Origin of the sequence: Bradyrhizobium sp. (genome assembly GCF_035570375.1) — a bacterium.
In the GTDB taxonomy this organism is placed as follows: Bacteria; Pseudomonadota; Alphaproteobacteria; order Rhizobiales; family Xanthobacteraceae; genus Bradyrhizobium.
In genome coordinates, this window is the sequence record NZ_DATMLW010000257.1 from 1 (window position 1) to 23,536 (window position 23,536).

Consider the following 23,536-nt stretch of genomic DNA (forward strand, 5'->3'; position numbering starts at 1 on the left):
CACCTGGCCGAGCTTGGCATTATCTCGGCGAAGGGGCGCAACGGCACGGCCGAGCTGTTCAAGATCATTGCTGACGAGAAGGATGCCCGGATACCCGCGGCCGCACGGTTCAGCCTTGATGTTCTGGCCCGCCAACACGCCACGATCGCGGCAGAGATCGGAGCTATCGAGAAGCGCATCCACGCCTGGCAGTCTTGGGGTCCCATTTCTCAGGCTCGCTGCCCGTGCGTTCGTAACCACGGCGTGACGTCGCGATGTCAAGCGTCGCGATTCGATCGAGCGAGCCAACCTCCTTGGCGACCTCGATTGCTGCGATGATGGCGGTCTGCGTGTAGACAACGGCCGGATAGGGCTTCAGGATGCACTGATGAATCCGGAATGGCCTATCACGCCCGCCGAAGCTCGCTACGTCGATAATAGCCGCGCCGGTAATCTGCTGAAACACACCGGATTTCCCTTCGAAGATCGGCGCCGGCCCGGTCAGTCCTGCGCGCGCCAGCCGCACGGCAAACATTTCATCCGGACGTCTGGTCGCGCGCCAAGAGCGGCGAAGCTGGAAGCTGATGGGCCATTGAAAAACAATCAATAAAAATCAATGGCAAAGCGCGGAGAGCGCGAGGGTGCGGGACGCGAGAAGGGCGTTTCGCTGATGTCGTGGCGAGGCTATGGATCGGGCCGCTTAAGTCCGGCCATGATCAGTCCAAGGGATAACAGTTCGAGCGCCTTCCGCGCAGCCGCCAAGGCGGTTTCGCCCGGCACGGTGGCACCGTGCTCTTCGCCGAGCACCGCACGCGCGGCTTTCAGGCGGTCGTCTATTTCATTGTCAGATAGCGGTTTTTTCGACAAATGTCCGAGCCGGTTGAATTCGCGATCGAAATGGCGTTGCTCAGCCAGTTAGCTATCGCCGTTATCGTCGCCTGCTGGGGAATTGGCAACGCCTTCCAATGCGCTGACAAGGCTTGCAAATGCACGCTCGGACTCAATCGTATGTTCTAGTTGGATCGGGTTGTCCCTGTCGCCCGCGATCTGGTGCGGCAGGATTTTCCCGAGTAGCGCCATGAACGACGCGGAATTGTCGGTGGCCTGCTTCCTGAGATAGCCAACCATCCCGTCGGGACCGCCAGCCTGATGCGCAGCCTCAAGGATGGCTTCCTTGAGCTGCATCGTGATCTTGTTCGGTGTGCCTGGCTTACGCCCAGCGCCCTCGCGCTTGCCGCCCCGCATCGTTTGATTCCTTTGACTGTTTTTTCAAAAGCCTCGGCTTGCTCCGCTACCCGCACGTTACCCGGCGTCTAATATGACACCATTCGCTCCGATCTAAAATACGGACGCACAAAGACAATGACAGACGCGGGCATATGACTGGTCATCAGATGCCAGCATCAGCAGCGCAGCGGATTGCGCTCAAGGAAAATAACTCGGTAGTGCAATAATTACGGATTGGTAATGTTGGAAATGTCTGTTTCCAAATGGCGCATCATCTGTTTCCAAACGGCGCATGTCCTGTTTCCAAATGGAAACAGACTTTCCCGGAAACTGTTTCCAAATGCTCCATACGATATCTAGTCTTATCTATGTCTATGTTTAGTCTGTAGTCTTAATAGATATGAGGTACCCATACCTACACCCGTAACAGCTTAACGATTGGCGATTTCCTGGGACGACGTTCGACTGTAATCAACCCACGACGTTCCAACTCGTTTAATGCGTGCGACTTCCCTTTCCGGCCTATACCGTCCATTTCAAGCATGCCGTTTGCCAGCTTGATTGGCCCGCCATTACCTTTCCAATGTAAGTAGAGCAGGTGCAGTGCCAGTAAGCAGGTTTGCCCGCTGGCACCGGAAAGGGCTTCAACCCACTGCCAAGGCACCCGGACGAAATGCTGGCGCCGTTTTTCCAACTTGCGCGGTTCGACTGCTCTCCGTTCCAGCAGCGCAATGTTGTCCGACAGTCGCAGGTTCTCGATATCAAATTCGTCAGTCATTGCCGTTTCCGATTAGTCCCATAACCCGTTCCCACATCACGCTGCCGCGCTTGTCCATGTACCGATCCGGCCACCGCGTGATTTCCACGTCAGTGCCCAGCTCAAAGCCGCCCAGAACGATCCTACTGGCCTCGGCCATGGCGGCGCGCATCGTCTCAACGTCTGCACCCAGACCCTGCTCGGGCGCGCAGATCAGAACGGCGTCATGAACCGGCGCGCAGATCTCAACACCCCGTTCAACGGCGAGGCAGCATGCCAGCCGCAACATCTCGGCGCCGTTAGCCTGCATAGGGAAGTTTCGCAGCGAACGCGGGTTGGAAATTTGGCCAACATGTACGTGCCAACCGAACACCGTGTACAGCGAACCGCGCAACATGGCGTGATCAAGTGCTGCGTCAGACCATGCCCAAAACCGGCTGTACGTCTCGCGGTGCATGCGCAATAGATCGCGCGCGACGATCGGCGGCTGGCCGATACGTGCCGCCAGCGATTCCGCTTCCATTCCGTACTGGGTTGCAAGCACGCACTGTTTGAACAATTCGCGCGGACCGGGGTGCGAAGCCTTGGTAGCGTTGTCCGGGACCGCTCTGGCCTGCTTGGCGAATGTGAGGTACGGATCGCCGGACCTGTAGGCTTCCTGCATGGCCGTGTCGCCGGACAGTGCGCCAGCAATGCCGAATTCCTGCTGTGACCAATCGATATATGCCACGGCACAGTCCGGCGGCGGCTTGATCAGTCCACGCAGCCACACGCTGGGTCCGAATATAGACTTCGCATTGCTCGGCTGATTCCGGCCTGACCGGGAACGGAATGCCGACAAGATCGTTCTGTTGCGGCCGTCGTGGCCGACAGCGAGATCATTAAGGCGCAGCTCCGATAGCGCGCTGCGTAGCTCGCGCAACGGCGAGATCGCCGGATAGGCTTTTGCCATTTGACGGAAAGTATCGTCCCCCAGGTCAAGCGCGCCGCTTACAAGACGTGGCCACGGAATGCCGCGTGACTGCAGAAATTGCGCGAACCTTTCCTGCTTGAACGTTCGGCCTTCATAGACATGGTATTGGGCGTCAATACCCGCGATCAGTTGGTCTTGAATGGACACCCACCTGTCGCGCAGTTTATGCAGGGTAGTGGTGTCAATAGGGACGCCAGCGTGTTCAATGGCGGCGGCGGCGGCCATGTACCTGCCACGCAGTAGGGCGCGCGGTAGGTCGATATTGGGCAGCATCACCGGCAGCAGCCGTTCGAGCGCCAACACGTCGCTTTCACAGTAGTCGAGAATTTCGTCGGCGGTGTACTGGCCGAGCCAGGTGCCAGTACCGATAGCTTCCTGGAGTTCCTTTTTGGTGGTGGCGCCCATGCCGTCCAGGCCGAAATATGTGAGCGCACCTAAGAGGCCAGCACCGGCAGGAGTAGACAGTCCGTTTATGAGGTTTCGAAATTCAACGAACAGGTCGAGTATTCTTTCAGGCAGTTGCCAACCGAGTACGCGATAACAACCAAGTTCGGCACTGGCATAGTACGCCACGAACAGAACGTCGGGGCCGGCCGCATATGGCGGCGCGGCCCCGAACTCCCCTTGGAAGACCCTGTGGGTGCGATTAGAGCGCAGCTCTTTCGCAACCAGACAAACCGGCACCGGCCGTTCGCCGTGGCCGACCTCGAATTCGAAGTCGAGCACGACGATCTCACGAAACGAGGCCGGTAGCGACATGATGCTAAGGCAGCCCGCGTAGGCGCTTAATCACCGGATGATCCATCGAAGTGATCAGCCGATCCCGAAACGCGATACGGATAACCTCCTGGAAGGTCAGGTCAGGCCACGTCGGCTCGGCAATACAAGCTTCCGCCTGGAAGATCTCGTATGCGCCCAAGCTACGATTCGCTTTGCAGCGGACCCAGCGGGTCGTTGCAAGCTCGGCCGCTTCGCGTGCTGATCGGTGCCATTCCATTTCACGACCGTCTGGGTCCGGAAGACGGACTGGCCACAGTGAGACGACACCCTGCCGGTTAACGGTGGTGTAGAGCGTCTTACTCACGAACTCTCCGACCAGTTCAGGTACTAACGAGGCTGCGACTACGTACTCTTCCCGCTCGTCCTTCAACTCAATGAGCGGAAAATTTTCGCGATATTCTGACCCAGGGTGAACACGCACCCAGTCTTGAGGGTTGGGCTTGCGCACCGGTACAATAGTCAGTAGTTTTTTGACGCCGGCCGTTTCGGTGAACGACTGGCTCAACCGCAGATTGCCCAGGTCGAAAGGATCTGGCACCGAAGACGGCGCTTCCCTACCGGCGTGGCTTTTCTCTAGTTCAGTCATGAGAAAGGGGACCTTTCAGATTGGTGGGTTGGAAAAATTGGTTCCGCCTGGGTTCGTCGAACGGCAGCGGCAGTTGCACGGGGTCGGTGGGACTCGTCTGCATCACACTGCCCCCCGCACTCTGGCTTGATCCCAGGCAGTCAAGGCCGATTCGTCGTGGTATTTGCGCCTGTTGATCACCACTGACGTGAGGAAATTCAGCGCCGGGACGCCGTGCACCGTTTGCGTTTTTTGGCTTCCGCCTGGGTTCGTCGAATGGCAGCCGGAATTGCACGGGGTTTGTGGGATTCATCTGCATCACACTGCCCCTCGCAGTTGAGCGCGATCCCATTCGGTCAGCGCGTCTTCGTCGTGATAATTCCGGCCGTTGATAACCGTTGGCTTCGGGAAGTTGAGTTCCGGGTCACGCACCCATCTATCAATGGTGCGGCTCGAAACGCCGTAGCGTTCGCAGACCAGTCGAGTTGGAAGTTTGCGGGCACTTGATTGAGTATCGGACATTTCGCCTCCTGTCGTTGAAAGTAAAGACAGGATGGCGGGGGGTGCCGGGTAAAAGAACGGGGGGCTTTACCCTAAATGGGCGGATGGCCGATCCACAATCTTGGCGATGGATTTTAGGACGGCTGTCTTGCGCAGGGCGGGCGCGAGGGAATCGAAAAGCGCACGGTTTCGCTGCATGCAACTGTCATAGAAGGCGCGGGCCTCCGGCCTTCCCCGATTCTTCCGGAGGTTCTTGCGAAGGTCATCCAGTTGCGTCGCATCAAGATCGATTAAACGAGACACCATCGACAGGGCTTCTTTCAATGGAACATCGGCATGGTCGCGAAGATAGTCCACTGCCGCCGCGCAGGCGGCATGGCGTTGGGCCTGTATGAGAGGCTTAAAATTGCTCGCTTCAAATTCCTTTTGGATGTCGCCGAGTACACTGACAAATGGTGAAAGCGTTTCGGCGGCAAAGCCGATTCTGGTGAGATGATACACGATTGCTCGCAGCGCACGGATTTGTTTAACCGCGTTTTCTTTTTCGGTCAGGGTGGCGCGGAGTTCGGCCTCGAGAATCTTCAGTTCGGATTCGAGGGAAGGGGATTCGTCCGTCATCGCGCCCCCATAAGATCGATCACGTTGGACCGATGATCGCCGCTGATTATCGAAAGCACATGCTTTGACCAAGCATCCAATGCCGCGGCCTTCTCCCCTGCGAAATCGTGGTGCTGGTAGACACCCACGATGCCGCGAAACGTCCCTGATTTATGATTGATAACTTTTTCGATGACGGGGAGGGCGATGCGCAGGCGCGCCATGCCGGTGATTAGAGTGCGTCGAAGATCGTGGAAAACCCAATCCGGGATCGGCTTGTTGTTGTTGGCGGCGGCGATTGCCTCGTCCATCCTTCTCTTAGCGTGCGAGAATGCCGTCGGCGGCTTGCCCTGATGGCCAGCAAAAATGAAGTCTTCCTTTGATTCGATCTTCGGCAGGTTCTTGTCCTTAAGGATCGCAACAGCAGCGTCGGGGAGGGGGACCGTATGCGGCTCATTGTTCTTTGTGCGGCTCGCCTGGAGTGTCCATAGCTTGCCGTCAAGGTCGAGTTCGTTCCGTCGCATTCGTGCGATCTCGTTCTCGCGCTGGCCGAGCAGGGCCATTAGCTTGACGATTGGTCCGAACGGATAGCCGTCGCTATCGGCAGCATTCCAGACCAAACGAAGTTCATCGTCGGTCAGAACGCGCTTGCGGCTGTCCTCCTTGGCCGGCGGCGCGATCCCGTTGCAGGGAGAATCCTTGAGGATGTCTTGGCCGACACACCAATTGGAGAACTTGCGCAGCGCGGCCAGCGTCCGGTTCGCCATGACGGGCGCACGATCAGCAATCCCGTTGAGTAGGACGATCATGTCGCGCTTCGTGATTTCCTGAACCTTGCGGCCCTTCCAATCGGCAATCACGCCATTGCCGGTTTCGTCCCATCCGCCATCCGTTCGTTTTAGGCCGAGAATGCGCGCGGTTTCCAAAAAGCTGCTTTCGCGGGTGTTCTTGACCGCGTGTCGCTTCATGAATTCGACGGCAACATTCTCGAACAGGTCGCGTTCGGCTCGCTTTTCTTCGGCTGCCTGCCGCTTGGCCTCGCCCTTGGCTTCCTGCTTTTCGCGGGCCGGATCACGGCCTTCGGCTGCGGCTCGCAGGGCCTTGCCGCCAAGTTCCCGCGCAGCCTTAAGGTCAATCTTGGGATAAGCGCCTATCGTCACCTTGCGCGGCTTGCCGGCGCTCCGGTAGCGCACAGCCCAAGACATCGCATTGGAGGAGGGTTGGCGGATCAGATAGAGGCCAGGAAGCCGGCGGTCGGGAACCTCCTCCCGTTTGGCTGGTGCTGCGGCCTTTTCATATGCCTTGAGTTGCCTGTCGGTCAGGGCTTTTGTCACAATCAGTCTCCCCGTAGGGTAACAGCCGGGTAACGATTAGCCGGCGTCTTGGAGTGTTACCCTGTGTCGCGGACAATGCCAGACAAACGCCCAATTTACAAGCGATTACAGACGGGCGACTGATGTGGATGTCCTGATGTGTCGGGGAGTGTCTGCGTCCAAAAACTGACTGTAAATCAGCCGCCTCATGGCTTCGAAGGTTCGAGTCCTTCCTCCCCCACCATTGCAAGTTTCGGCATTTGATTTCACTTTCCTTTTTCGTCCGAGGCCCGCACCTCTCCATTAGGTGCGGGACTAGATGTTCTTGTTGGGGTCCTTTGCCCGGCCTGAATGGCCAGGCGGGCTCCGCTCATCGTTTTCGTTCAAATCTTCTGAAGGTCGATCGCGCAGGGATATAGGAACCAATCAAGTCCGATCTCATTAGTGGGGCGCAGGACGGCAGGAGTTTCTCGCACATGTTGAGAGCTGTTTTGATTGCGGCTTGCTTGGCCGTGGCGATGCCCTGTTTTGCTCAGCAAGTCCGGGTAATCAAGGGAGACATTGAGCACGTCTACGGTCCCAGCGGAGAGCTTCTCGACGATGGCGATCTGCAAGCACGAAACCAGCGTGCCTGGGAGCACATGCAGGCTGAAAACCAGCTCGCGATTGCCAGGCTGCAAGTCAAGGTCGAGATTGAGTATCTCAGGCTTAACAGGGCTATCGCTCGAATGGGCAACTACGGTGGCTGGGTCATCGGGCCCCCCTAGGCAATCACGCCCAAACAGCCATCAGGACGCGCGTCTGCTGATTTTCATCTGCGAGGGGCCAGCCGGTCCTGCCTGCCAGTTGATGTCCGCTTCTCTCCGAAAGCGACCGAAGCGCTACTCTGCAACGAAATGACGCGTGGGCCAATACCGGACTCATGCACCGCAGCAGAGTCTAACTATTCGATCATCTCGTTGGCGCTGATCAAAATGGAATTCGGGATCGACAAGCCCAGCAACGCTGCCGTCCGGGCATTGACAATCAGTTCAAATGTGGTGGGTTCCTCAATAGGAATGTCTCCTGCCTTGGTACCCTTTAGGATCTTGTCAATGAAATATCCATACCGGCGAAATTGATACTTGAGGTTTGCGCCATAGCACAGCAGTCCGCCCGCATCGCAGAACTCTCTGAATCCGAACATCGACGGCAAACGCTTTTCCGCGGCGAATTTGGCGATCTCCTTGACGTGAATGACTGTCAGAGGGTCGGCCAAGATAAGGAGCCCGTCGGGGTTTCCGGTCTTTATGGCGGCAAACGCCGTCGTGAATTCCGACGGATCCCGCACGTCTGCGGAGTGCACTTCGACTTCCAACGTTTTTGCCGCAGCCGTGATATCCTGCAATTCCGCCACTTTGGCGGGCACTCCTCCGTTAAAGAGCACCGCCAAGCGCGACAGCCCTGGTAAGACCTGTTGCATAAGTTGCAATCGCTTGAGCGCAAGGTCTGACGAGATGCAAGCCATTCCCGTTATGTTTCCCCCCGGCCGCGCAATACTGTTGACCAGCCTGTCGGCGCGATCGCAGGCGATGATGACGATGGGGATGGTAGCGGTCGCACGCCTCGCTGCTTCGATGGGCTGTGGTCCCGTAGTTGCGATAATATCGACCTTGCGGTTGACTAGATCGGCGGCCATCTCAGCGAGGTCTTCAGGCTTCCTCGGCATACGGAGTTCGACGTGAATGTTTTTTCCTTCGACATAACCGAGCGCCTGTAAACCTTCCATGAGCGCCGCATTGAGGGAATTCATCACCTCTTCCTTGTCGGCGCGCACCACTGGCGACAAAACTCCCACTTCAGGCATAGCCCTAGCTTGCCCCGCTTGAACGGCGACTGGCATAACGAAAACATAGACTAGGAAGGCTGTGATCAGCATTGGCGCGCGCATGTCACACCTCTCAGATCAAGTTTAGCCGACAGATGCCCCCGACGCTGGCCCAAAAGGAGCCGCTGGCCTGGAAAGCAACGCGCAAAGGAAAGTTGGACGTGAGTGGAGTGCCAAAAGAGACGGCAATCTCCCGAGAGATCATGCCTGCCGACGGCAACAACAATGCCAAGCGCAATTAATTAATAAGAAATGATCGGGGAGTTCGGCACGTCCCCGCCTAATCGAGGGCGACCCTCGGACGAGTTGGCAGCTTATCTCTCACCAACGGGCGCGGCAAATAGTAAGGAGTGCTGTCGTCTCTCCAAAGTCGCAACTCCATAGCCTCGTTCCTTGGCCCGAGGGCGAACAGATGACGTCCGCGTCGGGTCATTCGCGGCTGGGTCAGCCGGTCCTGCCTGCCATTTGATTTCCGTTTCGTCCCGAAACCGACCTCGCGGTATCTTTCCCATAGCCAGGTCAGCGTGCCGACACCAGGCTTGGCAGGGCCGCCGCTAATGGGATCGCCCGCGATCGCCGCAGCGATTGCTCACCTTTCAAATTTAGGCCGCCGTTGATCTGGACCGCGACCGGACTGACGTTGCCCAAAAGCTTGCCGCCTTGCGCGCGGCTCGACGGTCAGCGACCCTCACTTGTGCCCTAGCCGGGGACGCCGCTAGAATTAGACAGCGGAAAAATGGCGCGATGAGGAAATTCCGATGCGCAGTATGGCCATGCTTGCCACTTTGAGTATCCTTGCGATTTGGTCATCATCAGCAGATGCCGGCTGCGTTGTTTACCGAGAGCCGTGCGGCTACTACGGAAAAGTCTGCAGGCCACATGGCGGCCCCGTCGGGCGATTTTGCCCCGGCGGGTCGTGGGTCCAATATAGATACCATGGGCGAGGTTTGCCCGTGGGTCCGTATTGGCCGCCGTACTGGGATCTCCCATAATTCCGCGTCCTGGAGCGCCATGCAGGCCGCCCCGGATGCAGCCGCGCTACCATCGCAAAGATTGCCAAGAGATCGAAGCAAGCCGCGTAAGCCGCTGTGGGAAAGTCGCGGCGTCGCCATAGACGTCGCTCGCCTGCTCGGCTTAAGCTCTGGCGCGTTACCGCAAATACTAGCCCCGCAGACCCCTGCGGGGCTTTTTCTTTGCAACTGAGGCGGTCTTATTCGGCTGGCGCGATTGGCGGAACAGCATTGAGAAGCTGAGAAACGGCAGTAACAAGTTGGGCGAGCGCAAAAGGCTTCGCCAACATGATGCTGTTCGGGACGCCCTTTGACGCCCAGTCTTGCGCGTACTTCCCGCTCATGTAAACGACGGCAAAATCAGGATTGGTCTTTCTGGCGCGACGAGCGACTTCCCAACCATCAAACCGACCAAGCAGGCTGATATCAGTCACCAGTGCCTGGTACTGGCCGTTGTTGCCGCTTAGCAGTGTGGCTGCCTCTTCCCCGCTTGCGGCGATGGCGACCTCGAAACCGCCCTCGGAAAGTGTGTCTTCGATGATGCCCTGAATCGCTTGGTCGTCTTCAACGAGCAAGATCACTGGTAATTCATTCAATGCTGTTCTCCCGCCCGACAACTGCGCGGATGAGCCAAACCAAAAACCCCCGCCGGAGCCGACCCCGACGGGGGCACTCACGGGTGGATGGTTCGAGGCCAGGTGAAACCTAGGTGTCGCGCCAAAGACCCGAGAGGGACAATCAAAGATCGGCGAGAAGGTTCCCCAAGGCACAGCAGCGGAACCGCTCAATCACAAAACCCGTTGTATTTGCTAACCATTCCATGGCTTCCCTCCTGGATAGGCTGCCTCACTTCGGCGGCCCGGGCCGTGAGCCGCAAGGCTTACGGACCCAGGAAAGCGGCCGGAATCGGGTAGTCGTGCCCCAAAAGGCCAAGCAATTCCAATTCGCGTTGATGGGCGTCGATTTCCAGAATGGTCAGGAGAGACATCAGCACGACCGCGGCATAGATAAGCGACGGTGACGCCTTGGCAGGCGCGTCGCCGCGGCGTGGCGGTATCACATCGCGAAGCGATCGCCACAACGACCCGAAATGCAGATACGTTTTAGGTCGCATTTGCATGACGCCGTCCTCGACGTGCCAAATCAAGCATAGGATCAGGCTATGCCCTGTACAAGCTGACAATAGCCATCGCGGCGTTGAGTAGCGGGGTGGCCTTTTCCCGTCCTGCGGTGCAGCATGGAGAAACCGAACAACGGCTTCGATTTTTGACGGCAGCACGCGATGCAAATCGCGCTTCACTGGCCGTGAAATACCCGGACGACTGTAAACCGCAGATGAATTGCGTCCCAGGTCTCAGCATGGGTCTCCGCATCGTTGCCGCGCTGCTGGCGATGCATTTGGCGCCGGCGCGAGCGCAACTGACAGGTCACGGCGGACCGGTACGGGCGATCGCGGTTGCCAGCAATGGCTACAGTGTTCTGTCGGGCAGCTTCGACACCGCCGCCATTCGATGGTCGCTCAGGACCGAATCCGCAGAGCAGGTCCTTCGGTTTCACACCAGCGCGGTGAACGCGGTTGCCTTCCTGAAGGATGGCCGAATGGCGACCGCCGGAGCGGATGCACGGATTGCCATCTGGACGGCCGGCCGGCAGAATCCGGATCAGGTTTTCGAGGGACATCGCGCACCGATCGTTTCACTTGCGGTTTCGCCCGATGGCACGAAGCTCGCTTCCGCGTCCTGGGATCACACGGTCCGGATTTGGTCGCTCGGTGACGGTACGCAGCAGGTGCTGGAGGGGCACACGCAGAACGTCAACGGGGTCGCATTCACGGCGGATGGAAAGTCGCTTGTCAGCGTCGGCTATGATCTTCAGTTAAGGATCTGGTCCTCCGCCGGTGGCTCGTCGGCAGCAGCCATTGCGCTCCCGTCCCCGCTTAACGCCGTGGTCATCGCCTCTGACGGCGAGATGGTCACGGGGGGAGCGGACGGGAAGGTTCGTTTTCTGGCCTCTGCCGGCAGGGAGACCGGCGAGGTAAAAGCCGATGCGACGCCGATTGTTGCGCTCGCAATTTCACCGGACAGTGCGTTGATCGCAGCAGCTTCGATCAGTGGCTCGATCGCGATCATCGACCGAAAGACGCGCCGCACCGTGCGGACGGCGGTCGTTCCCGGTGCACCCGTATGGTCGGTCGCATTCCTTCCCGACAACGCGACCATGCTGACCGGCGGCGCCGACGGCAGGGTCAGGCGCCTCAACGCGCTGACCGGTGAGCCCATCGGCTCATCATCGCAAGCAACGCCACGTGATCCGCTTGCCGCGTATGCGGGAGATCGCGGCGCCGAGGTGTTTCGGGCATGCGTTGCCTGTCACACCTTGTCCGACAAGGAGCCACAACGTGCCGGCCCGACGCTCGCAGGTCTGTATGGCCGAAGGATCGCGACGCTGCCGGGCTATCTCTTCTCCGATGCGCTGAAACATATGGACATCGTGTGGACGCCCGAGACAGTGTCAAGGCTGTTCGAGCTCGGTCCAAACGCCTATACGCCAGGGACAAAAATGCCGGAGCAGAAAATTGGATCAGCGGAGGATCGCAAGGCGCTCACGGATTTTCTGACGCGCGCCACTGCCAAATAGCTAACGCTTGTTCTCTCGCTCACGCAAGTAATCATCCGTTGTGCGAGGTGAGGCGCGTTCGGGCACGCCGGCGAACGGGTCGAATTGCTGCTCGCTCATGACGATAACGCGGCAGTCCGCGCACATTCTGACAGCATTGAGCCGCGCGTCGCCTGCGGGGTACATCCAGTGCCGGCCCTCGAGCTTCGCCGCGATCTTCTCGATCGTGCTCTTTACCCCAAAGGGCTTGTTGCAGCGGATGCAAAGCGCTGGCTCTTCTTCCTTGATGATCAGGGGCGCTGCCCTGGCGGCACGGAAATCGATCTGCGGCTTCAGCGTGATCACCTTTTCCGGGCAGGCGCTCCGGCACAATCCGCACTGCACGCAGGCATCTTCGACGAATTTGAGCACGGGACGTTCAGGATCGTCGCGGAGAGCGCCGGTGGGACAGACCGAGACGCAGGACAGGCACAAGGTGCAGCCGTCCACATTGACGCTGATCGCACCAAGCGGTGCGGCTTCGGGCAGAGCGATAATGTCGGTCGGCGCAGGTGCGACGCGGTGCAGTTCGTGAAGGGCGAAGCGAAGCAGGTCGCTCCGCTTGCCTACCGTTTTGAAGGTTGCGGCCCGCTCCACGGCCGGCGCGGGTTCGATTTCCCGCAGCACTTCTCCCAGCGCGTCCGGATCGTCCGTTTCAATCGTCGCGACGCGCGGCCCCGAAAATCCGAGCCCGCCGACAACGGCATCGGCCATCGCGACGGTCTGGGAAAGGCCGGCGACGTCGTGGCGCGGCTTTGCCCGTAGAAGAAAGCGGATCCCAGCCGCGCCGTAGGCAAAGGAAGCCGCGACCGCTTCGAGTCCGACCTGCGTCACCTCGTTGACGGCGAACGGCAGCACATCGGCCGGAAGCCCATCGCCATGGCGGGCGAGCGCATCGATCAGAGGGCCTCCGTGTTGGCTGTCGTGGAACAGCACAACAGGATTGGCGCCACCGGCTTCACGGTAGGTCAAGAGCATCGCACGCAGTTTGTGCAGCAAGGCGTCGGCGGGCGGCAGGGCATAGCTTGCCGCGCCCGTTGGACAGGCCGCGGCGCACTGGCCGCATCCCGCGCAGACCCCGGCGTCGATTTTGACGTGATCGCCATCCGGTGTGATCGCCCGGGTCGGGCAAAGGTCGAGACAGCGGTGACAACCGGTCAGCTTCGAGCGCGAATGGACGCAGATTTCTGCGCTGAAATTCACATATTTCGGCTTGTCGAAGCTGCCGACAAAATCGCGCGCCTTGAGCACCGCACGCAGCATTGCGGACGGATCTCGCGGGTCCGCGCGGAGATAGCCGTCGCGCAAGTCATGGGCGGGGAAAAGCGGCGTACCGCCGGAAAGATCAAGGACGAGGTCGCAGCGCGAAGTCAGGCCGTTGCGCGGAGTTTCAAAGACGAGCGCGGTGCGCGAGGAGGGCTGCGGCAAGGCGTAATCGTCGATCACAAGCTCGAATGCCCCCAAATGACCCTTGGCGTTGCGGATCGTTCCCTTGACGACGGGAAACGATGTCGTGGCCGGCGGCGCAATCAGCGCCGGCTTCGTGATCATGACCGTTACGTCGAGATGATCGAAAAGCAGTTGGCCGGCTTCGACCGCCACTTCGTCGCGGCCGTAGATCAGGATCACGCCATCGCTCTTCAGAGCAACGAACGGATAAGCAGGCGCAGGCTCGGATGCAACAGCGATCAGCGCTGCCATTTTTGGGCCAGCCTTGGCTCCCTCTACCGACCAGCCGGCCGTCTCCCGAAGATTGACGAAGTCCATCTTCCCGGAGCCTCCTTCCGCCTCATTACCGAACAGCGTGGCCTCCTGGGTGCAGCCGACGACGAGCGGCCCTTCTGCTTTTGCCGCATTGCGAAAATGATCAAGCTGGTGCCGGCAGAGTTGGTGGAAGTCGGCGATTTCGCAGTTGGGACATCCTCGCCTGATCGCGGCCGTATCGAGGCGCATCGTGTCCTCACACGAGCAGATCAGGATCGTTTTCGGCGGATCTGGCATGCGCAGCTACTGTCTGCCTCCCTCCGGGAACTACGGTGATCGAACTCGCATCGACCGTGACGCCCGATTAAGTTATTCTCACAAGAGAAGAAAAGGAAGCTGGAGGTCCGCTTGACACCGACAGCCGGTACGCGCTCATCGGTCCTGGAGCCGATCAACTTGCCTCCGCCATTCAGGCTGATGAGGCTGCGCGAGAGCCGTGACGCCTTCGCCCACGCCATCGACATCGCAGAAGAGGGCGGGGCAGGTACGCTGACCTATGTGGGACGGTTCGATCTGGCCGAGTTTGCCGTCGTGCTTGAACCGAGCGAGCCCTTACGCACTGCGCGGCGCGCCTTCTATGCCGCAATGGTGGCGTTGACCGATGCCCTGCGCGCATATGCGCCGCCGAACAAGGCGATCGCGATCGACTGGCCCGATGCAATTCGTATCGACGGCGGGCTTGTTGGTGGCGGGCGGCTTGGTTGGCCCTCGTCCGCGAAAGGGGATGAACCGCCGCGCTGGCTGGTGTTCGGCGCCATGATCCGGACGGTCGCAATTACCGACCGCGATGCGGGCGTGCATCCGCTCGCTTCCGCACTCGACCAGGAGGGCTTTGGCGAGGCCGGTGCGATTCAGATCACGGAGAGCTTTGCGCGGCATCTGATGCTCGTCGCCGACGTTTGGCAGGTCGACGGTTTCGCTGCCGTCGCAAACGAGTTCCTGCTCCGGCTGGCGCGCCAGCGGCAGACCTCTCATGTGATCGCCGACAATGGCGACCTTCTTGTCCGCAGGACCGGGACGAGCAAGAGTGAACGTCGCGATTTGGAAAAGGCGTTGCGTGCGCCTTCGTGGCTCGATCCAGAATTCGGAGGACCACGCTTGTGAAGCTCTTGCGTACCATCGCGCTCGATCTCTCCGACACTTTCGTTTTCGACGTGGCGGCGGAGCCTGGCGATTGGGCCGTGTCCGGCGCATTCCGCTTCTGTAATCGCGATCCGGCGAAACTGAGCGGCAAGGACCGCTCGGCGTTCCGCAGCGGTTTTCTCGGCGTGCAGTCCTGGGGCTGGTCGACGCTGGCGCAAATCGTTCACGCCTCTGAGGATGATTGCCACAGATTGGTGGAACTGCTTGCAAGGCAACTGGTCGAACGGTTCGGGGCGCCGGATCCAGCGACCGCGCGCCTGGCGGCGGAAGAAGAGGTGAGATTTGCGCAATCGCTCTGCACCCATCCGGTAAGCACGCTGATCGCCGTCCACCGCTCGGCAAGCGACGGCGAAGTTCGCGAGTCGTTCCGCAGATTGCAACTGCGAGAGGGGCAGGGTCACGGCAAGGCGTTCTCCTTCATGGAAATCGAGGATGACACCGAGCCCGACGGCGATCTCAATCTTGCGAACATGAGTGAGGAGCCGCCGCGCCGATGAGGGATTTCTGGATCGCCTGCGGCCACCACCTGCTCGATCGCGATGCGAGCGGCGCGCTCGTGGTCACAGATGAGTTCCTGAAAGCCTATATCGCGCGTCCCGAACTGATGCCTCCGGACGGCGCTTGCGCGGTCGAGCGCAGGCTGCACCGGGAGATGCTCGCAGACCCGAGCCGGGCAGTTGCTGCCGAGGAAATTGCCACGATTGCCGATCCGGACGCACGAGAGAATTGGCAATTCGTGCTGGCCTTTCGCAAGCTCCTGCTGCGTGAGCCTACCTTGGAAGCGGCGTATCTTGCATTGGTTCGGTCGGGGTCCGTCAACTTGCCGCCGCTGTTCGTGAATCATCTCGTGCACGCGATCCTGCGAAACGCACTCGATGGCTGCGAGGATCCGTTCGTGCTGCGTGCGGCTGAACTGTTCTTCCGGCCGCAGCGTATCGTGCCGCATGATCTTTCGTTGCTGCTGGGCGACGAGGAAGTCATCGGTGGAGCAAGCCCGACGCCTGTGTTGTCGCTGATGTCCATGTTAGGGGCCGCGAACGCCGCCGGGGTCGACGTATTAAGTGAGGGAAATGCCGACAGCTACTGGCGGCGCAGTGATCAATTCGATCTTGCGCTTGATTTCACGGGTGGAACGCGAGGGCCGGGAGCGCTGGCGGAGGCCATGAGGTGCTGGATTTCCCACTTGCTTGGAGTTGACGTCGCAATCGAGCCGCTGACCGCGCTGCGTGATGCGAAGCTCACCTGGTACGTTGGGCTCGATGCTGAGGCCACCCGCATGGGCGACCGGCTTTGGCATGGAGAGGCGTTGGATGACGGCGCTGCCAACCGTGTCCTGGCATTGTTCCGGCTCACCTTTTCTGATGCCCGCCTGGTCGTTGATGCCGTGGGAGGCGAGCCGGTCTACCTGATCCTTGCAATGACCTCCGACCGGCTGGTGCGGATGAAGCCGCAGAATCTGCTGACGGGGTTGCCGATCAAGCACCTGGAGGCTGCAACGTGAGCCTCTGCGCCTTGCCGCTGTTGCGCATTTCTGTCGGCGTCGTGGTGGAGCGCCGCAGGACAGATTCCCCGTGGATCGATTTTGTCTGGCGCGGCATCGGAGTCTTGCCGGACGAGCCGGAAATGACGCCGTGGACTGTCCTGCGCGAACAGCAGGGAACGACGCTCTTTTATGCTGGAAGCGCGACTGTCGATCTTTATCGGTCGGAAACTGCGCGCTACCGCGACAATCTCGCCACCGGCGCTCCCAGTGTATGGATCGTATTGACTCCTTCCGAAGGTGCTTGGCCCTATGCTGTTTCGGCCGTCACCGCAGATCCGGCAGAAGGGGAGGCATTCACGGAAGCCGGTGCCAACCTGGTCGAAGCTGTGCCGATGCCCGAGGTGCTGCATGAGGCGATTGAAAATTTCATCGCCGAGCACCACGTCGAGCCGGAGTTCGTCAAGCGCGAGCAGCGCCGCGCCGATCCGGAGGCGCTTGCGCGGCGGCGCCACGAAGGTGGCCACGAATGAGCGATGAGCAATTCCTGGCGCGCTGGTCGCGCCGCAAGCAAGAGGTGAGGGCCGGATACGCTGAACCGGCGCCGGAAGGTGCTGAGGCGCAAGCGCCGGCGCCGTCCGAGGCCGCCGCGGAGCCGGTTCCCCAGGAAACGGATCTTTCCGAGCTGCCCCCGATTGAATCGATTGACGCTGCTACTGACATCGCCGCCTTCCTGCGCAAAGGCGTTCCGCAGGAGTTGAGCCGTGCGGCGCTTCGTCGCGCCTGGAGCGCCGATCCCGCCATCCGGGATTTCGTTGGGCTCGCCGAGAACGCCTGGGACTTCAACGATCCGAATGCCATGCCCGGCTTTGGTCCGCTCGATTGTTCGGCAAACCAGGTTGACGCACTCGTCCGCCGCATCGTTGGGGGCCTGGTGCAGGCCGCCGAGGGACTTCCCGTTTCGCCGGCAGAAACGGCCCAAGATCCCATGCCATCGGCCTCGATGGAACCGGATTTCGGGCAAGCGTCAAAGCCGCCGATCGGTGATGCTAAAACCTCCGACGAGCCCGCAGCCGCGGAATTGCCGTCTTCTGCTGCGGTGCAACCGGTAGATGCAGGCGAAGAGGCTCCCTGTCCGCGCCGCACGCATGGCGGCGCGCTGCCTCGATAAGGTGCGACCAAATGCTATAGCCTCAAGCTATGCCACGCGATTGACCGCTTCCCGACGCGCGCCTACTTTTTCCTGAGCAAACGCAATCGAGTGCTTGACCCCTGGGATGGGAGGTCGCCCTGCGCGATACGGGACTTGAACGCGCCATTGATGCAGCCGGGGGCGTTGCCCAGCTTGCCCGAAAGATCGGCATTGCCCAGCCCTCGGTATCGAACTGGGACAGGGTTCCCGCACAACGTGTGATTGCAGTAGAGGCGGCGACGGGTGTCTCGCGCAAAGAGCTTCGTCCTGATCTCTACAGCGAACCTGCCGAGTTGGCAGACGCGGTTGATCCGATCGAGTCGGGCCGCGCACAGGAATACGCGCTGCTTGCAACCCTTCTCTCGTCCGCGCCATCGGCTGCTTTGCTCGAACGGATCGTGCGACTGAATGGCGATGCGACGCCGCTCGGGCGCGCCCACGCGGCCCTCGCAGAGGCCGCATCGATAGCGGCTCTACCCGATGTCGAGCGCGAATATTTTGATCTGTTCACAGGTCTCGGCCGTGGCGAGCTGCTGCCTTACGCATCCTATTACCTGACCGGATTTCTCAACGAACGTCCGCTGTCGCGCCTGCGCGACGATCTCGCCGCGCTCGGCATCGAGCGCCTGGAGAACAATTTTGAGCCTGAGGATCACGCGGCGACGTTGTGCGAGGTCATGGCGGGCCTTGCCGCGGCGCGCTTCGCGGTCTCGCCGGAAACACAGCGCGCCTTCTTCGAGAAGCATGTGTCGCGCTGGATGGGACGTTTGTTCGCCGACATGGAGAAGGCGGAAAACGCCAAATTCTACCGGTCGGTTGGAACGCTTGGGCGCGTGTTTCTGGAAATCGAATCCGAGGCTTTCACATTCGCCAACTGACCGACGCCGGTCCGGGAGAGATGCGATGAGAGACGAGAAGAAAACGACAGTCGGCCGCCGCGACTTCCTTCGCAAGGTCGGCATCGGCACGGTCGGCGCCGGTGCCACGCTGGCGACGCCGCTCGTGGCGCCGGCTCAGGCCGACAGCGAGACCGACGATGAGAAACGCAAGGCGCGCTACAAGGAGACCGATCATGTGAAGGCCTATTACCGCGTCAATCGTTATCCTGGTTGAGGGAGGCGGCCGTGCTGATCAAGAGAACACAACAGCGCTTTGAAACCGATCGTCGCGGATCAATGGCCGCAGCCCTGTCCGGGCAAAGCGAGGGTCTCGACCGCCGCACCTTCCTGCGTCGGTCCGGTCTTGCCGGCGGCGCGCTCGCCGCAATCGGCACGCTGCCGGTCGGCAGCGTCCGCAAGGCGAAAGCGGCAGTCGCAGGTCCCCTTACATCCGGAGCGACCGTTCGAAAGAGCATTTGCACGCATTGCTCGGTCGGATGCACCGTGACCGCCGAGGTGTTGAACGGAGTGTGGATCGGCCAGGAGCCGACCTGGGATTCCCCGATCAATCGTGGATCGCACTGTGCCAAGGGCGCTTCGGTGCGCGAGCTGGTGCATAGCGATCGGCGGCTGCGCTATCCGATGAAGCTCGTGGGCGGGCAATGGACGCGCGTGCCCTGGGACACCGCGATCAACGAGATCGGCGACAAACTGCTCCAGGTGCGCGAGACGTCGGGTCCCGATTCCGTCTATTGGCTCGGCTCGGCCAAGATGACCAACGAAGGTGCCTATCTGTTTCGCAAGCTTGGTGCGTTCTGGGGCACCAACAACACCGACCATCAGGCTCGCATCTGCCATTCGACGACCGTCACCGGTGTAGCCAACACCTGGGGCTACGGCGCGATGACGAACAGTTTTAACGACATCCGCAATGCGAAGACCCAGGTCATCATGGGGGGCAATCCTGCCGAGGCCCACCCGGTGTCGTTGCAGCACCTGCTCGAGGGCAAGGAGCTTCAAAAGGCCAACTTCATCGTCATCGACCCGCGCCTCACCCGAACCGCTGCCCATGCGACCGATTATGTGCGCATGCGGCCGGGCACCGATATCCCGGTGCTGTACGGCATGATGTGGCACATCCTCCAGAATGGTTGGGAGGACAAGGAGTTCATCAGGCAGCGAGTCTATGGGTTCGACGATCTCCGGAAAGAAGTGGAGAAGTGGAATCCGGAAGAGGTCGAGCGCGTCAGCGGCGTTCCCGGCGAACAGCTAAAGCGCGTGGCCAAGATGTTTGCCACGGAGAAACCGTCGACGCTGATCTGGGCCATGGGCCAGACCCAGAAAACCGTCGGCACCGCCAATGTGCGGGCGAGCTGCATCGCACTGTTGATGACCGGCAATGTCGGCGGCCCCGGCATGGGCGCCAACATCTTTCGGGGCCACGACAACGTGCAGGGAGCGACCGACGTCGGGCTCGATATCGTCACGCTGCCGTTCTATTACGGCCTTGCCGAGGGCGCCTGGAAGCATTGGTCGCGGGTATGGGAAGTCGACTACGAGTTCCTGAAGTCGCGCTTTGACTCCAAGCAGATCATGGAAACCCCCGGCATCCCGCTTACCCGCTGGTTCGAAGCGGTGACACTGCCGAAAGACCAGGTCGCGCAGAAAGACAATGTGCGCGCGGTTTTCGTGCAGGGACACGCCAGCAACAGCATCACGCGCGTGCCCGAATCCCTCAACGGCCTGAAGGCGCTCGAACTGCTTGTCATCGCCGACCCGCATCCGACCACCTGGGCATCGCTTGCCGTGGAAGCGGGACGCAAGGATGGCGTTTACATTCTTCCGGTTGCCACGCAATTCGAATGCAAGGGCTCGCGCGTGGCCTCGAACCGCTCGCTGCAATGGGGCGAGCAGATCGTCAAGCCGGTGTTCGAATCCAAGGATGACCTCGAGGTCATGTATCTGGTGGCGAAGAAGTGCGGCTTTGCCGACAAGATGTTCAAGAATATCAAGGTCGAGAACAATCTGCCCGAGGCCGAGGATATCCTGCGCGAGATGAATCGCGGCAGCTGGTCGACCGGTTACTGTGGCCAGTCGCCCGAGCGCCTCAAGGCGCATATGAAGAACCAGGCCAAGTTCGACTTTCTGACGATGCGGGCGCCGAAGGACGATCCGGAAGTCGGTGGTGATTATTACGGCCTGCCTTGGCCGTGCTGGGGCTCGCCGGAAGTCAGGCATCCTGGCACGCCGCTGCTCTACAACACCAATCTGAGTGTGATGGATGGCGGCGGCACGTTCCGGCCGCGCTTTGGCGTTGAACGCGAGGAGAAGCTTGCCGACGGCACGACGCGAAAGGTGAGCCTTCTGGCGGACGGGTCCTATTCCAAGGATTCGGAGATCAAGGACGGCTATCCGGAATTCACGCTGGCGAGCCTGAAGAAGCTCGGCTGGGACAAGGATCTCACCGAGGCGGAGATGGCCACGATCACGAAGGTCAACTCCGCCAATCCGGATGCGGTGTCATGGTCGCTCGATCTGTCAGGCGGCATCCAGCGTGTGGCGCTGATGCACGGCTGCGTGCCTTACGGCAACGGCAAGGCGCGCATGAATGCGTTCGGACTGCCCGATCCCATACCGGTCCATCGCGAGCCGATCTACACGCCACGCGTCGATCTGGTTGCGAAATATCCGACACTGCCGGATGCAAAACAGTTCCGAGTGCCCAATGTCGGCTTCTCGGTGCAGAAGGCGGCGGTCGAGAAGGGGATCGCCAAGCGATTCCCGCTCATCCTGTCCTCCGGTCGGCTCGTTGAGTACGAGGGCGGCGGCGAGGAGACACGCACCAATCCCTGGCTCGCCGAACTCCAGCAGGACATGTTCATCGAGATCAGCCCCGCTGATGCTGCCGACCGCGGCATCAAGGACGGCGGCTGGGTCTGGGTCACCGGCGCCGAAAACAACTCGCGCGCCAAGATGAAGGCGCTCGTTACCGAGCGCGTCGGCAAGGGCGTCGCGTGGATGCCCTTCCACTTCGGCGGCTGGTTTGCCGGCAAGGACCTTCGCGGCAATTACCCGAAGGGCACTGATCCGATCGTGCTCGGCGAAAGCGCCAATACGATCACCACCTACGGATACGATCCGGCGACCGGCATGCAAGAACCCAAGGTCACCCTCTGCCAGATCGCGGCGGCATAAGGAGCAACGACGATGGCACGTATGAAATTCCTCTGCGACGCCGACCGTTGCATCGAGTGCAATGCCTGCGTCACCGCCTGCAAGAACGAGCACGAGGTGCCTTGGGGCATCAACCGGCGTCGCGTGGTCACCATCAACGACGGCAAGCCCGGCGAACGGTCGGTCTCGATGGCCTGCATGCACTGCACCGATGCGCCCTGCGCGGCGGTTTGCCCGGTCAACTGCATTTACACAACCGCCGACGGCGTCGTGCTTCACTCCAAGGATCTCTGCATCGGCTGCGGGTATTGCTTCTACGCCTGTCCGTTCGGCGCGCCGCAATATCCGCAGGTCGGCAACTTCGGCTCGCGCGGCAAGATGGACAAGTGTACCTTCTGCGCTGGAGGGCCCGAGGCCGACGGCAGCAAGGAAGAATACGAGAAATACGGCGCGAACCGCCTCGCCGAGGGCAAATTGCCGCTGTGCGCCGAGATGTGTTCGACCAAGTCGCTGCTTGCAGGCGACGGCGAAGTCATCGCCCAGATTTACAAGGAGCGCGTGATGAGGCGCGGCTACGGCTCCGGCGCCTGGGGCTGGAAGACCGCCTATCGCGAGACGATCGAGTCCTGACGACAACATCGTCTGCAGTCGCTCAAAATCGGGAGGAACTTATGGCGTGTTTTACACGGTTTATACGGCTCGCCGTTGGCGCGGGCGCGCTCCTTCTGCTTTTCTTCGCCGCTTCGCCGTCCATTGCCCAACAGGTCAACCCCACCGCCAGTTCGGTCAAGGAGCAACAGCTTCTGCAGGAGATGAACCGCATCCATGGTCGCGTCAGCATTCCTGATCAGCGCTCAGGCGTACTCGAACAGCCGGCAGGCCGCGAATGGCGGCATTTCCGGGACGTGACGCTGCGCTGGATCGGCGGCATCGCCATCCTTGGCATGCTCGCAGTGCTGATCATCTTCTATCTCAGCCGCGGCATGGTGCGGCTGGAGAGCGGTCGTTCCGGCCTGACGATCGTGCGCTTTACGTCGTTCGAGCGCTTCGTGCATTGGATGACCGCGACCTGCTTCATCGTTCTTGCGATTTCCGGATTGAACATTACTTTCGGCCGGCCACTGCTCCTGCCGCTGATCGGCCACGAGGCATTTTCAGAATGGTCGCAGTGGGCGAAGTATGCACATAACTATCTCAGCTTCCCGTTCGCGATCGGCGTCGTGCTGCTCTTTTTGATGTGGATCGCCGGCAATATCCCGAACAAGGTGGATGTCGACTGGGTGAAGCGCGGCGGCGGTATAGTAGGTCACGATCATCCGCCGGCCGATCGCTTCAACGCCGGCCAGAAGGCGATCTACTGGATCGTGGTCATCGGCGGCGGTCTGGTCGCAGCCACCGGATACGAGTTGATGTTCCCCTTCTATCTGTCAGGCATCGAGGGGATGCAGCTCGCGCAAATGGTCCACGCAACCGTGGCAGTGCTGTTCGTGGCGGTCATGCTGGCCCACATCTACATCGGTACGATCGGTATGGAAGGGGCCTTCGAAGCGATGGGGAGCGGCACCGTCGATGTCAACTGGGCCAAGGAGCACCACAGTCGCTGGCTGGAAGAGGAGAATGCCCGCGCCGAAGCCGATGCGCGGTCCCGGCCGGCGGTCACTGCGGCGGAGTAGGGATCGCG

27 protein-coding genes and 1 pseudogene are annotated in these 23,536 nt (G+C 60.5%); 13 read left to right on the forward strand and 15 right to left on the reverse strand.

The window, feature by feature from the left end; all coding sequences use genetic code 11:
- From VNX23_RS28220 to VNX23_RS31180, 11 genes and pseudogenes are all read right to left on the reverse strand, one after another.
- Nucleotides 1-183 (reverse strand): hypothetical protein (locus VNX23_RS28220; RefSeq protein ID WP_325634858.1); only part of this gene is annotated, 183 nt, incomplete at its 3' end.
- On the reverse strand, nt 164-514 hold the full coding sequence (locus VNX23_RS28225) for a hypothetical protein (RefSeq protein WP_325634859.1): 351 nt from the start codon (nt 512-514) through the stop codon (nt 164-166). The genes VNX23_RS28225 and VNX23_RS28220, both read right to left, overlap by 20 nt.
- A gap of 149 nt (nt 515-663) precedes the next feature.
- Entirely contained in the window at nt 664-846 is a 183-nt protein-coding gene (locus tag VNX23_RS28230; RefSeq protein WP_325634860.1) for a hypothetical protein, read from the reverse strand.
- Nucleotides 847-894: 48 nt separating this feature from the next.
- On the reverse strand, nt 895-1,224 hold the full coding sequence (locus VNX23_RS28235) for a hypothetical protein (protein ID WP_325634861.1): 330 nt from the start codon (nt 1,222-1,224) through the stop codon (nt 895-897).
- 397 nt (nt 1,225-1,621) lie between these two features.
- On the reverse strand, nt 1,622-1,984 hold the full coding sequence (locus VNX23_RS28240) for a hypothetical protein (RefSeq protein WP_325634862.1): 363 nt from the start codon (nt 1,982-1,984) through the stop codon (nt 1,622-1,624).
- Nucleotides 1,977-3,662, reverse strand: coding sequence for a DNA polymerase (locus tag VNX23_RS28245; RefSeq protein ID WP_325634863.1), 1,686 nt, complete (start codon nt 3,660-3,662; stop codon nt 1,977-1,979). The genes VNX23_RS28240 and VNX23_RS28245 overlap by 8 nt, the downstream gene beginning before the upstream one ends.
- Before the next feature lie 37 nt (nt 3,663-3,699).
- Nucleotides 3,700-4,302, reverse strand: coding sequence for a hypothetical protein (locus VNX23_RS28250; protein ID WP_325634864.1), 603 nt, complete (start codon nt 4,300-4,302; stop codon nt 3,700-3,702).
- Between the two features lie 297 nt (nt 4,303-4,599).
- Entirely contained in the window at nt 4,600-4,803 is a 204-nt protein-coding gene (locus VNX23_RS28255; protein WP_325634865.1) for a DNA-binding protein, read from the reverse strand.
- A gap of 66 nt (nt 4,804-4,869) precedes the next feature.
- Complete coding sequence (locus VNX23_RS28260) at nt 4,870-5,400, reverse strand: hypothetical protein (RefSeq protein WP_325634866.1); 531 nt, start codon at nt 5,398-5,400, stop codon at nt 4,870-4,872.
- Complete coding sequence (locus tag VNX23_RS28265) at nt 5,397-6,347, reverse strand: site-specific integrase (protein WP_325634867.1); 951 nt, start codon at nt 6,345-6,347, stop codon at nt 5,397-5,399. Before VNX23_RS28265 ends, VNX23_RS28260 begins: the two co-directional genes overlap by 4 nt.
- A 90-nt stretch (nt 6,348-6,437) precedes the next feature.
- Nucleotides 6,438-6,713, reverse strand: a pseudogene (locus tag VNX23_RS31180) (Arm DNA-binding domain-containing protein); the annotation flags it as partial.
- 455 nt (nt 6,714-7,168) lie between these two features.
- Between VNX23_RS31180 and VNX23_RS28270 the strand changes: the two are divergent.
- A complete protein-coding gene (locus VNX23_RS28270) occupies nt 7,169-7,459 on the forward strand; it encodes a hypothetical protein (protein ID WP_325634868.1) in 291 nt (96 codons plus the stop codon).
- Nucleotides 7,460-7,635: 176 nt separating this feature from the next.
- Here VNX23_RS28270 and VNX23_RS28275 read toward each other — a convergent pair whose 3' ends face one another.
- The gene (locus tag VNX23_RS28275; RefSeq protein ID WP_325634869.1) at nt 7,636-8,622 is read right to left on the reverse strand and encodes an ABC transporter substrate-binding protein; all 987 of its coding nucleotides are present in this window, start codon (nt 8,620-8,622) and stop codon (nt 7,636-7,638) included.
- Between the two features lie 32 nt (nt 8,623-8,654).
- Between VNX23_RS28275 and VNX23_RS28280 the strand changes: the two genes are divergently transcribed.
- Nucleotides 8,655-8,801: a hypothetical protein gene (locus VNX23_RS28280; RefSeq protein ID WP_325634870.1), complete on the forward strand. Its 147-nt coding sequence runs from the start codon at nt 8,655-8,657 to the stop codon at nt 8,799-8,801.
- 968 nt (nt 8,802-9,769) lie between these two features.
- On the opposite strand, the gene VNX23_RS28285 is transcribed toward VNX23_RS28280, so the two are convergent.
- Complete coding sequence (locus VNX23_RS28285) at nt 9,770-10,165, reverse strand: response regulator (protein ID WP_325634871.1); 396 nt, start codon at nt 10,163-10,165, stop codon at nt 9,770-9,772.
- Between the two features lie 284 nt (nt 10,166-10,449).
- Nucleotides 10,450-10,689, reverse strand: coding sequence for a hypothetical protein (locus VNX23_RS28290; protein ID WP_325634872.1), 240 nt, complete (start codon nt 10,687-10,689; stop codon nt 10,450-10,452).
- 215 nt (nt 10,690-10,904) lie between these two features.
- On the opposite strand from VNX23_RS28290, the gene VNX23_RS28295 reads away from it, so the two are divergent.
- On the forward strand, nt 10,905-12,206 hold the full coding sequence (locus VNX23_RS28295; RefSeq protein ID WP_414643099.1) for a c-type cytochrome: 1,302 nt from the start codon (nt 10,905-10,907) through the stop codon (nt 12,204-12,206).
- On the opposite strand, the gene VNX23_RS28300 is transcribed toward VNX23_RS28295, so the two are convergent.
- Nucleotides 12,207-14,177, reverse strand: a complete 1,971-nt coding sequence (locus tag VNX23_RS28300) for a 4Fe-4S binding protein (protein WP_325634873.1) — start codon at nt 14,175-14,177, stop codon at nt 12,207-12,209. It abuts the gene before it with no gap.
- A gap of 228 nt (nt 14,178-14,405) precedes the next feature.
- Here VNX23_RS28300 and VNX23_RS28305 point away from each other — a divergent pair, with 228 nt between their 5' ends.
- The 10 genes from VNX23_RS28305 (at nt 14,406) to VNX23_RS28350 (ending at nt 23,528) form a co-directional block, all read left to right on the forward strand.
- Nucleotides 14,406-15,092, forward strand: coding sequence for a biotin/lipoate--protein ligase family protein (locus VNX23_RS28305; protein WP_325634905.1), 687 nt, complete (start codon nt 14,406-14,408; stop codon nt 15,090-15,092).
- On the forward strand, nt 15,089-15,628 hold the full coding sequence (locus VNX23_RS28310) for a DUF6505 family protein (RefSeq protein WP_325634874.1): 540 nt from the start codon (nt 15,089-15,091) through the stop codon (nt 15,626-15,628). The genes VNX23_RS28305 and VNX23_RS28310 overlap by 4 nt, the downstream gene beginning before the upstream one ends.
- Entirely contained in the window at nt 15,625-16,632 is a 1,008-nt protein-coding gene (locus tag VNX23_RS28315) for a DUF6352 family protein (protein WP_325634875.1), read from the forward strand. The genes VNX23_RS28310 and VNX23_RS28315 overlap by 4 nt, the downstream gene beginning before the upstream one ends.
- Entirely contained in the window at nt 16,629-17,144 is a 516-nt protein-coding gene (locus tag VNX23_RS28320) for a DUF3305 domain-containing protein (protein WP_325634876.1), read from the forward strand. The genes VNX23_RS28315 and VNX23_RS28320 overlap by 4 nt, the downstream gene beginning before the upstream one ends.
- Nucleotides 17,141-17,782, forward strand: a complete 642-nt coding sequence (locus VNX23_RS28325) for a DUF3306 domain-containing protein (protein ID WP_325634877.1) — start codon at nt 17,141-17,143, stop codon at nt 17,780-17,782. Before VNX23_RS28320 ends, VNX23_RS28325 begins: the two co-directional genes overlap by 4 nt.
- Before the next feature lie 119 nt (nt 17,783-17,901).
- On the forward strand, nt 17,902-18,681 hold the full coding sequence (locus VNX23_RS28330; protein ID WP_325634906.1) for a Cro/CI family transcriptional regulator: 780 nt from the start codon (nt 17,902-17,904) through the stop codon (nt 18,679-18,681).
- Between the two features lie 25 nt (nt 18,682-18,706).
- Nucleotides 18,707-18,916: a twin-arginine translocation signal domain-containing protein gene (locus VNX23_RS28335; RefSeq protein ID WP_325634878.1), complete on the forward strand. Its 210-nt coding sequence runs from the start codon at nt 18,707-18,709 to the stop codon at nt 18,914-18,916.
- Nucleotides 18,917-18,927: 11 nt separating this feature from the next.
- Nucleotides 18,928-21,876 carry a formate dehydrogenase subunit alpha gene (locus tag VNX23_RS28340; RefSeq protein ID WP_325634879.1) on the forward strand — a complete coding sequence of 983 codons (2,949 nt, stop codon included), beginning with the start codon at nt 18,928-18,930 and terminating at the stop codon, nt 21,874-21,876.
- A 12-nt stretch (nt 21,877-21,888) separates the two neighbouring features.
- On the forward strand, nt 21,889-22,485 hold the full coding sequence (gene fdh3B, locus VNX23_RS28345) for a formate dehydrogenase FDH3 subunit beta (protein WP_325634880.1): 597 nt from the start codon (nt 21,889-21,891) through the stop codon (nt 22,483-22,485).
- A gap of 41 nt (nt 22,486-22,526) precedes the next feature.
- Complete coding sequence (locus VNX23_RS28350; protein ID WP_325634881.1) at nt 22,527-23,528, forward strand: formate dehydrogenase subunit gamma; 1,002 nt, start codon at nt 22,527-22,529, stop codon at nt 23,526-23,528.
- Nucleotides 23,529-23,536: the final 8 nt, after the last annotated feature.

Bases quoted from the DNA above. Each gene is read 5' to 3' on its own strand.
- VNX23_RS28225 (WP_325634859.1), bottom strand. From the start codon at position 514: ATGTTTGCCGTGCGGCTGGCGCGCGCAGGACTGACCGGGCCGGCGCCG.
- VNX23_RS28235 (WP_325634861.1), bottom strand. From the start codon at position 1,224: ATGCGGGGCGGCAAGCGCGAGGGCGCTGGGCGTAAGCCAGGCACACCG.
- VNX23_RS28240 (WP_325634862.1), bottom strand. From the start codon at position 1,984: ATGACTGACGAATTTGATATCGAGAACCTGCGACTGTCGGACAACATT.
- VNX23_RS28250 (WP_325634864.1), bottom strand. From the start codon at position 4,302: ATGACTGAACTAGAGAAAAGCCACGCCGGTAGGGAAGCGCCGTCTTCG.
- VNX23_RS28255 (WP_325634865.1), bottom strand. From the start codon at position 4,803: ATGTCCGATACTCAATCAAGTGCCCGCAAACTTCCAACTCGACTGGTC.
- VNX23_RS28260 (WP_325634866.1), bottom strand. From the start codon at position 5,400: ATGACGGACGAATCCCCTTCCCTCGAATCCGAACTGAAGATTCTCGAG.
- VNX23_RS28265 (WP_325634867.1), bottom strand. From the start codon at position 6,347: ATGAAGCGACACGCGGTCAAGAACACCCGCGAAAGCAGCTTTTTGGAA.
- VNX23_RS28270 (WP_325634868.1), top strand. From the start codon at position 7,169: ATGTTGAGAGCTGTTTTGATTGCGGCTTGCTTGGCCGTGGCGATGCCC.
- VNX23_RS28275 (WP_325634869.1), bottom strand. From the start codon at position 8,622: ATGCGCGCGCCAATGCTGATCACAGCCTTCCTAGTCTATGTTTTCGTT.
- VNX23_RS28280 (WP_325634870.1), top strand. From the start codon at position 8,655: ATGCCCCCGACGCTGGCCCAAAAGGAGCCGCTGGCCTGGAAAGCAACG.
- VNX23_RS28290 (WP_325634872.1), bottom strand. From the start codon at position 10,689: ATGCAAATGCGACCTAAAACGTATCTGCATTTCGGGTCGTTGTGGCGA.
- VNX23_RS28295 (WP_414643099.1), top strand. From the start codon at position 10,905: ATGAATTGCGTCCCAGGTCTCAGCATGGGTCTCCGCATCGTTGCCGCG.
- VNX23_RS28300 (WP_325634873.1), bottom strand. From the start codon at position 14,177: ATGCGCCTCGATACGGCCGCGATCAGGCGAGGATGTCCCAACTGCGAA.
- VNX23_RS28305 (WP_325634905.1), top strand. From the start codon at position 14,406: ATGAGGCTGCGCGAGAGCCGTGACGCCTTCGCCCACGCCATCGACATC.
- VNX23_RS28315 (WP_325634875.1), top strand. From the start codon at position 15,625: ATGAGGGATTTCTGGATCGCCTGCGGCCACCACCTGCTCGATCGCGAT.
- VNX23_RS28325 (WP_325634877.1), top strand. From the start codon at position 17,141: ATGAGCGATGAGCAATTCCTGGCGCGCTGGTCGCGCCGCAAGCAAGAG.
- VNX23_RS28335 (WP_325634878.1), top strand. From the start codon at position 18,707: ATGAGAGACGAGAAGAAAACGACAGTCGGCCGCCGCGACTTCCTTCGC.
- fdh3B (WP_325634880.1), top strand. From the start codon at position 21,889: ATGGCACGTATGAAATTCCTCTGCGACGCCGACCGTTGCATCGAGTGC.
- VNX23_RS28350 (WP_325634881.1), top strand. From the start codon at position 22,527: ATGGCGTGTTTTACACGGTTTATACGGCTCGCCGTTGGCGCGGGCGCG.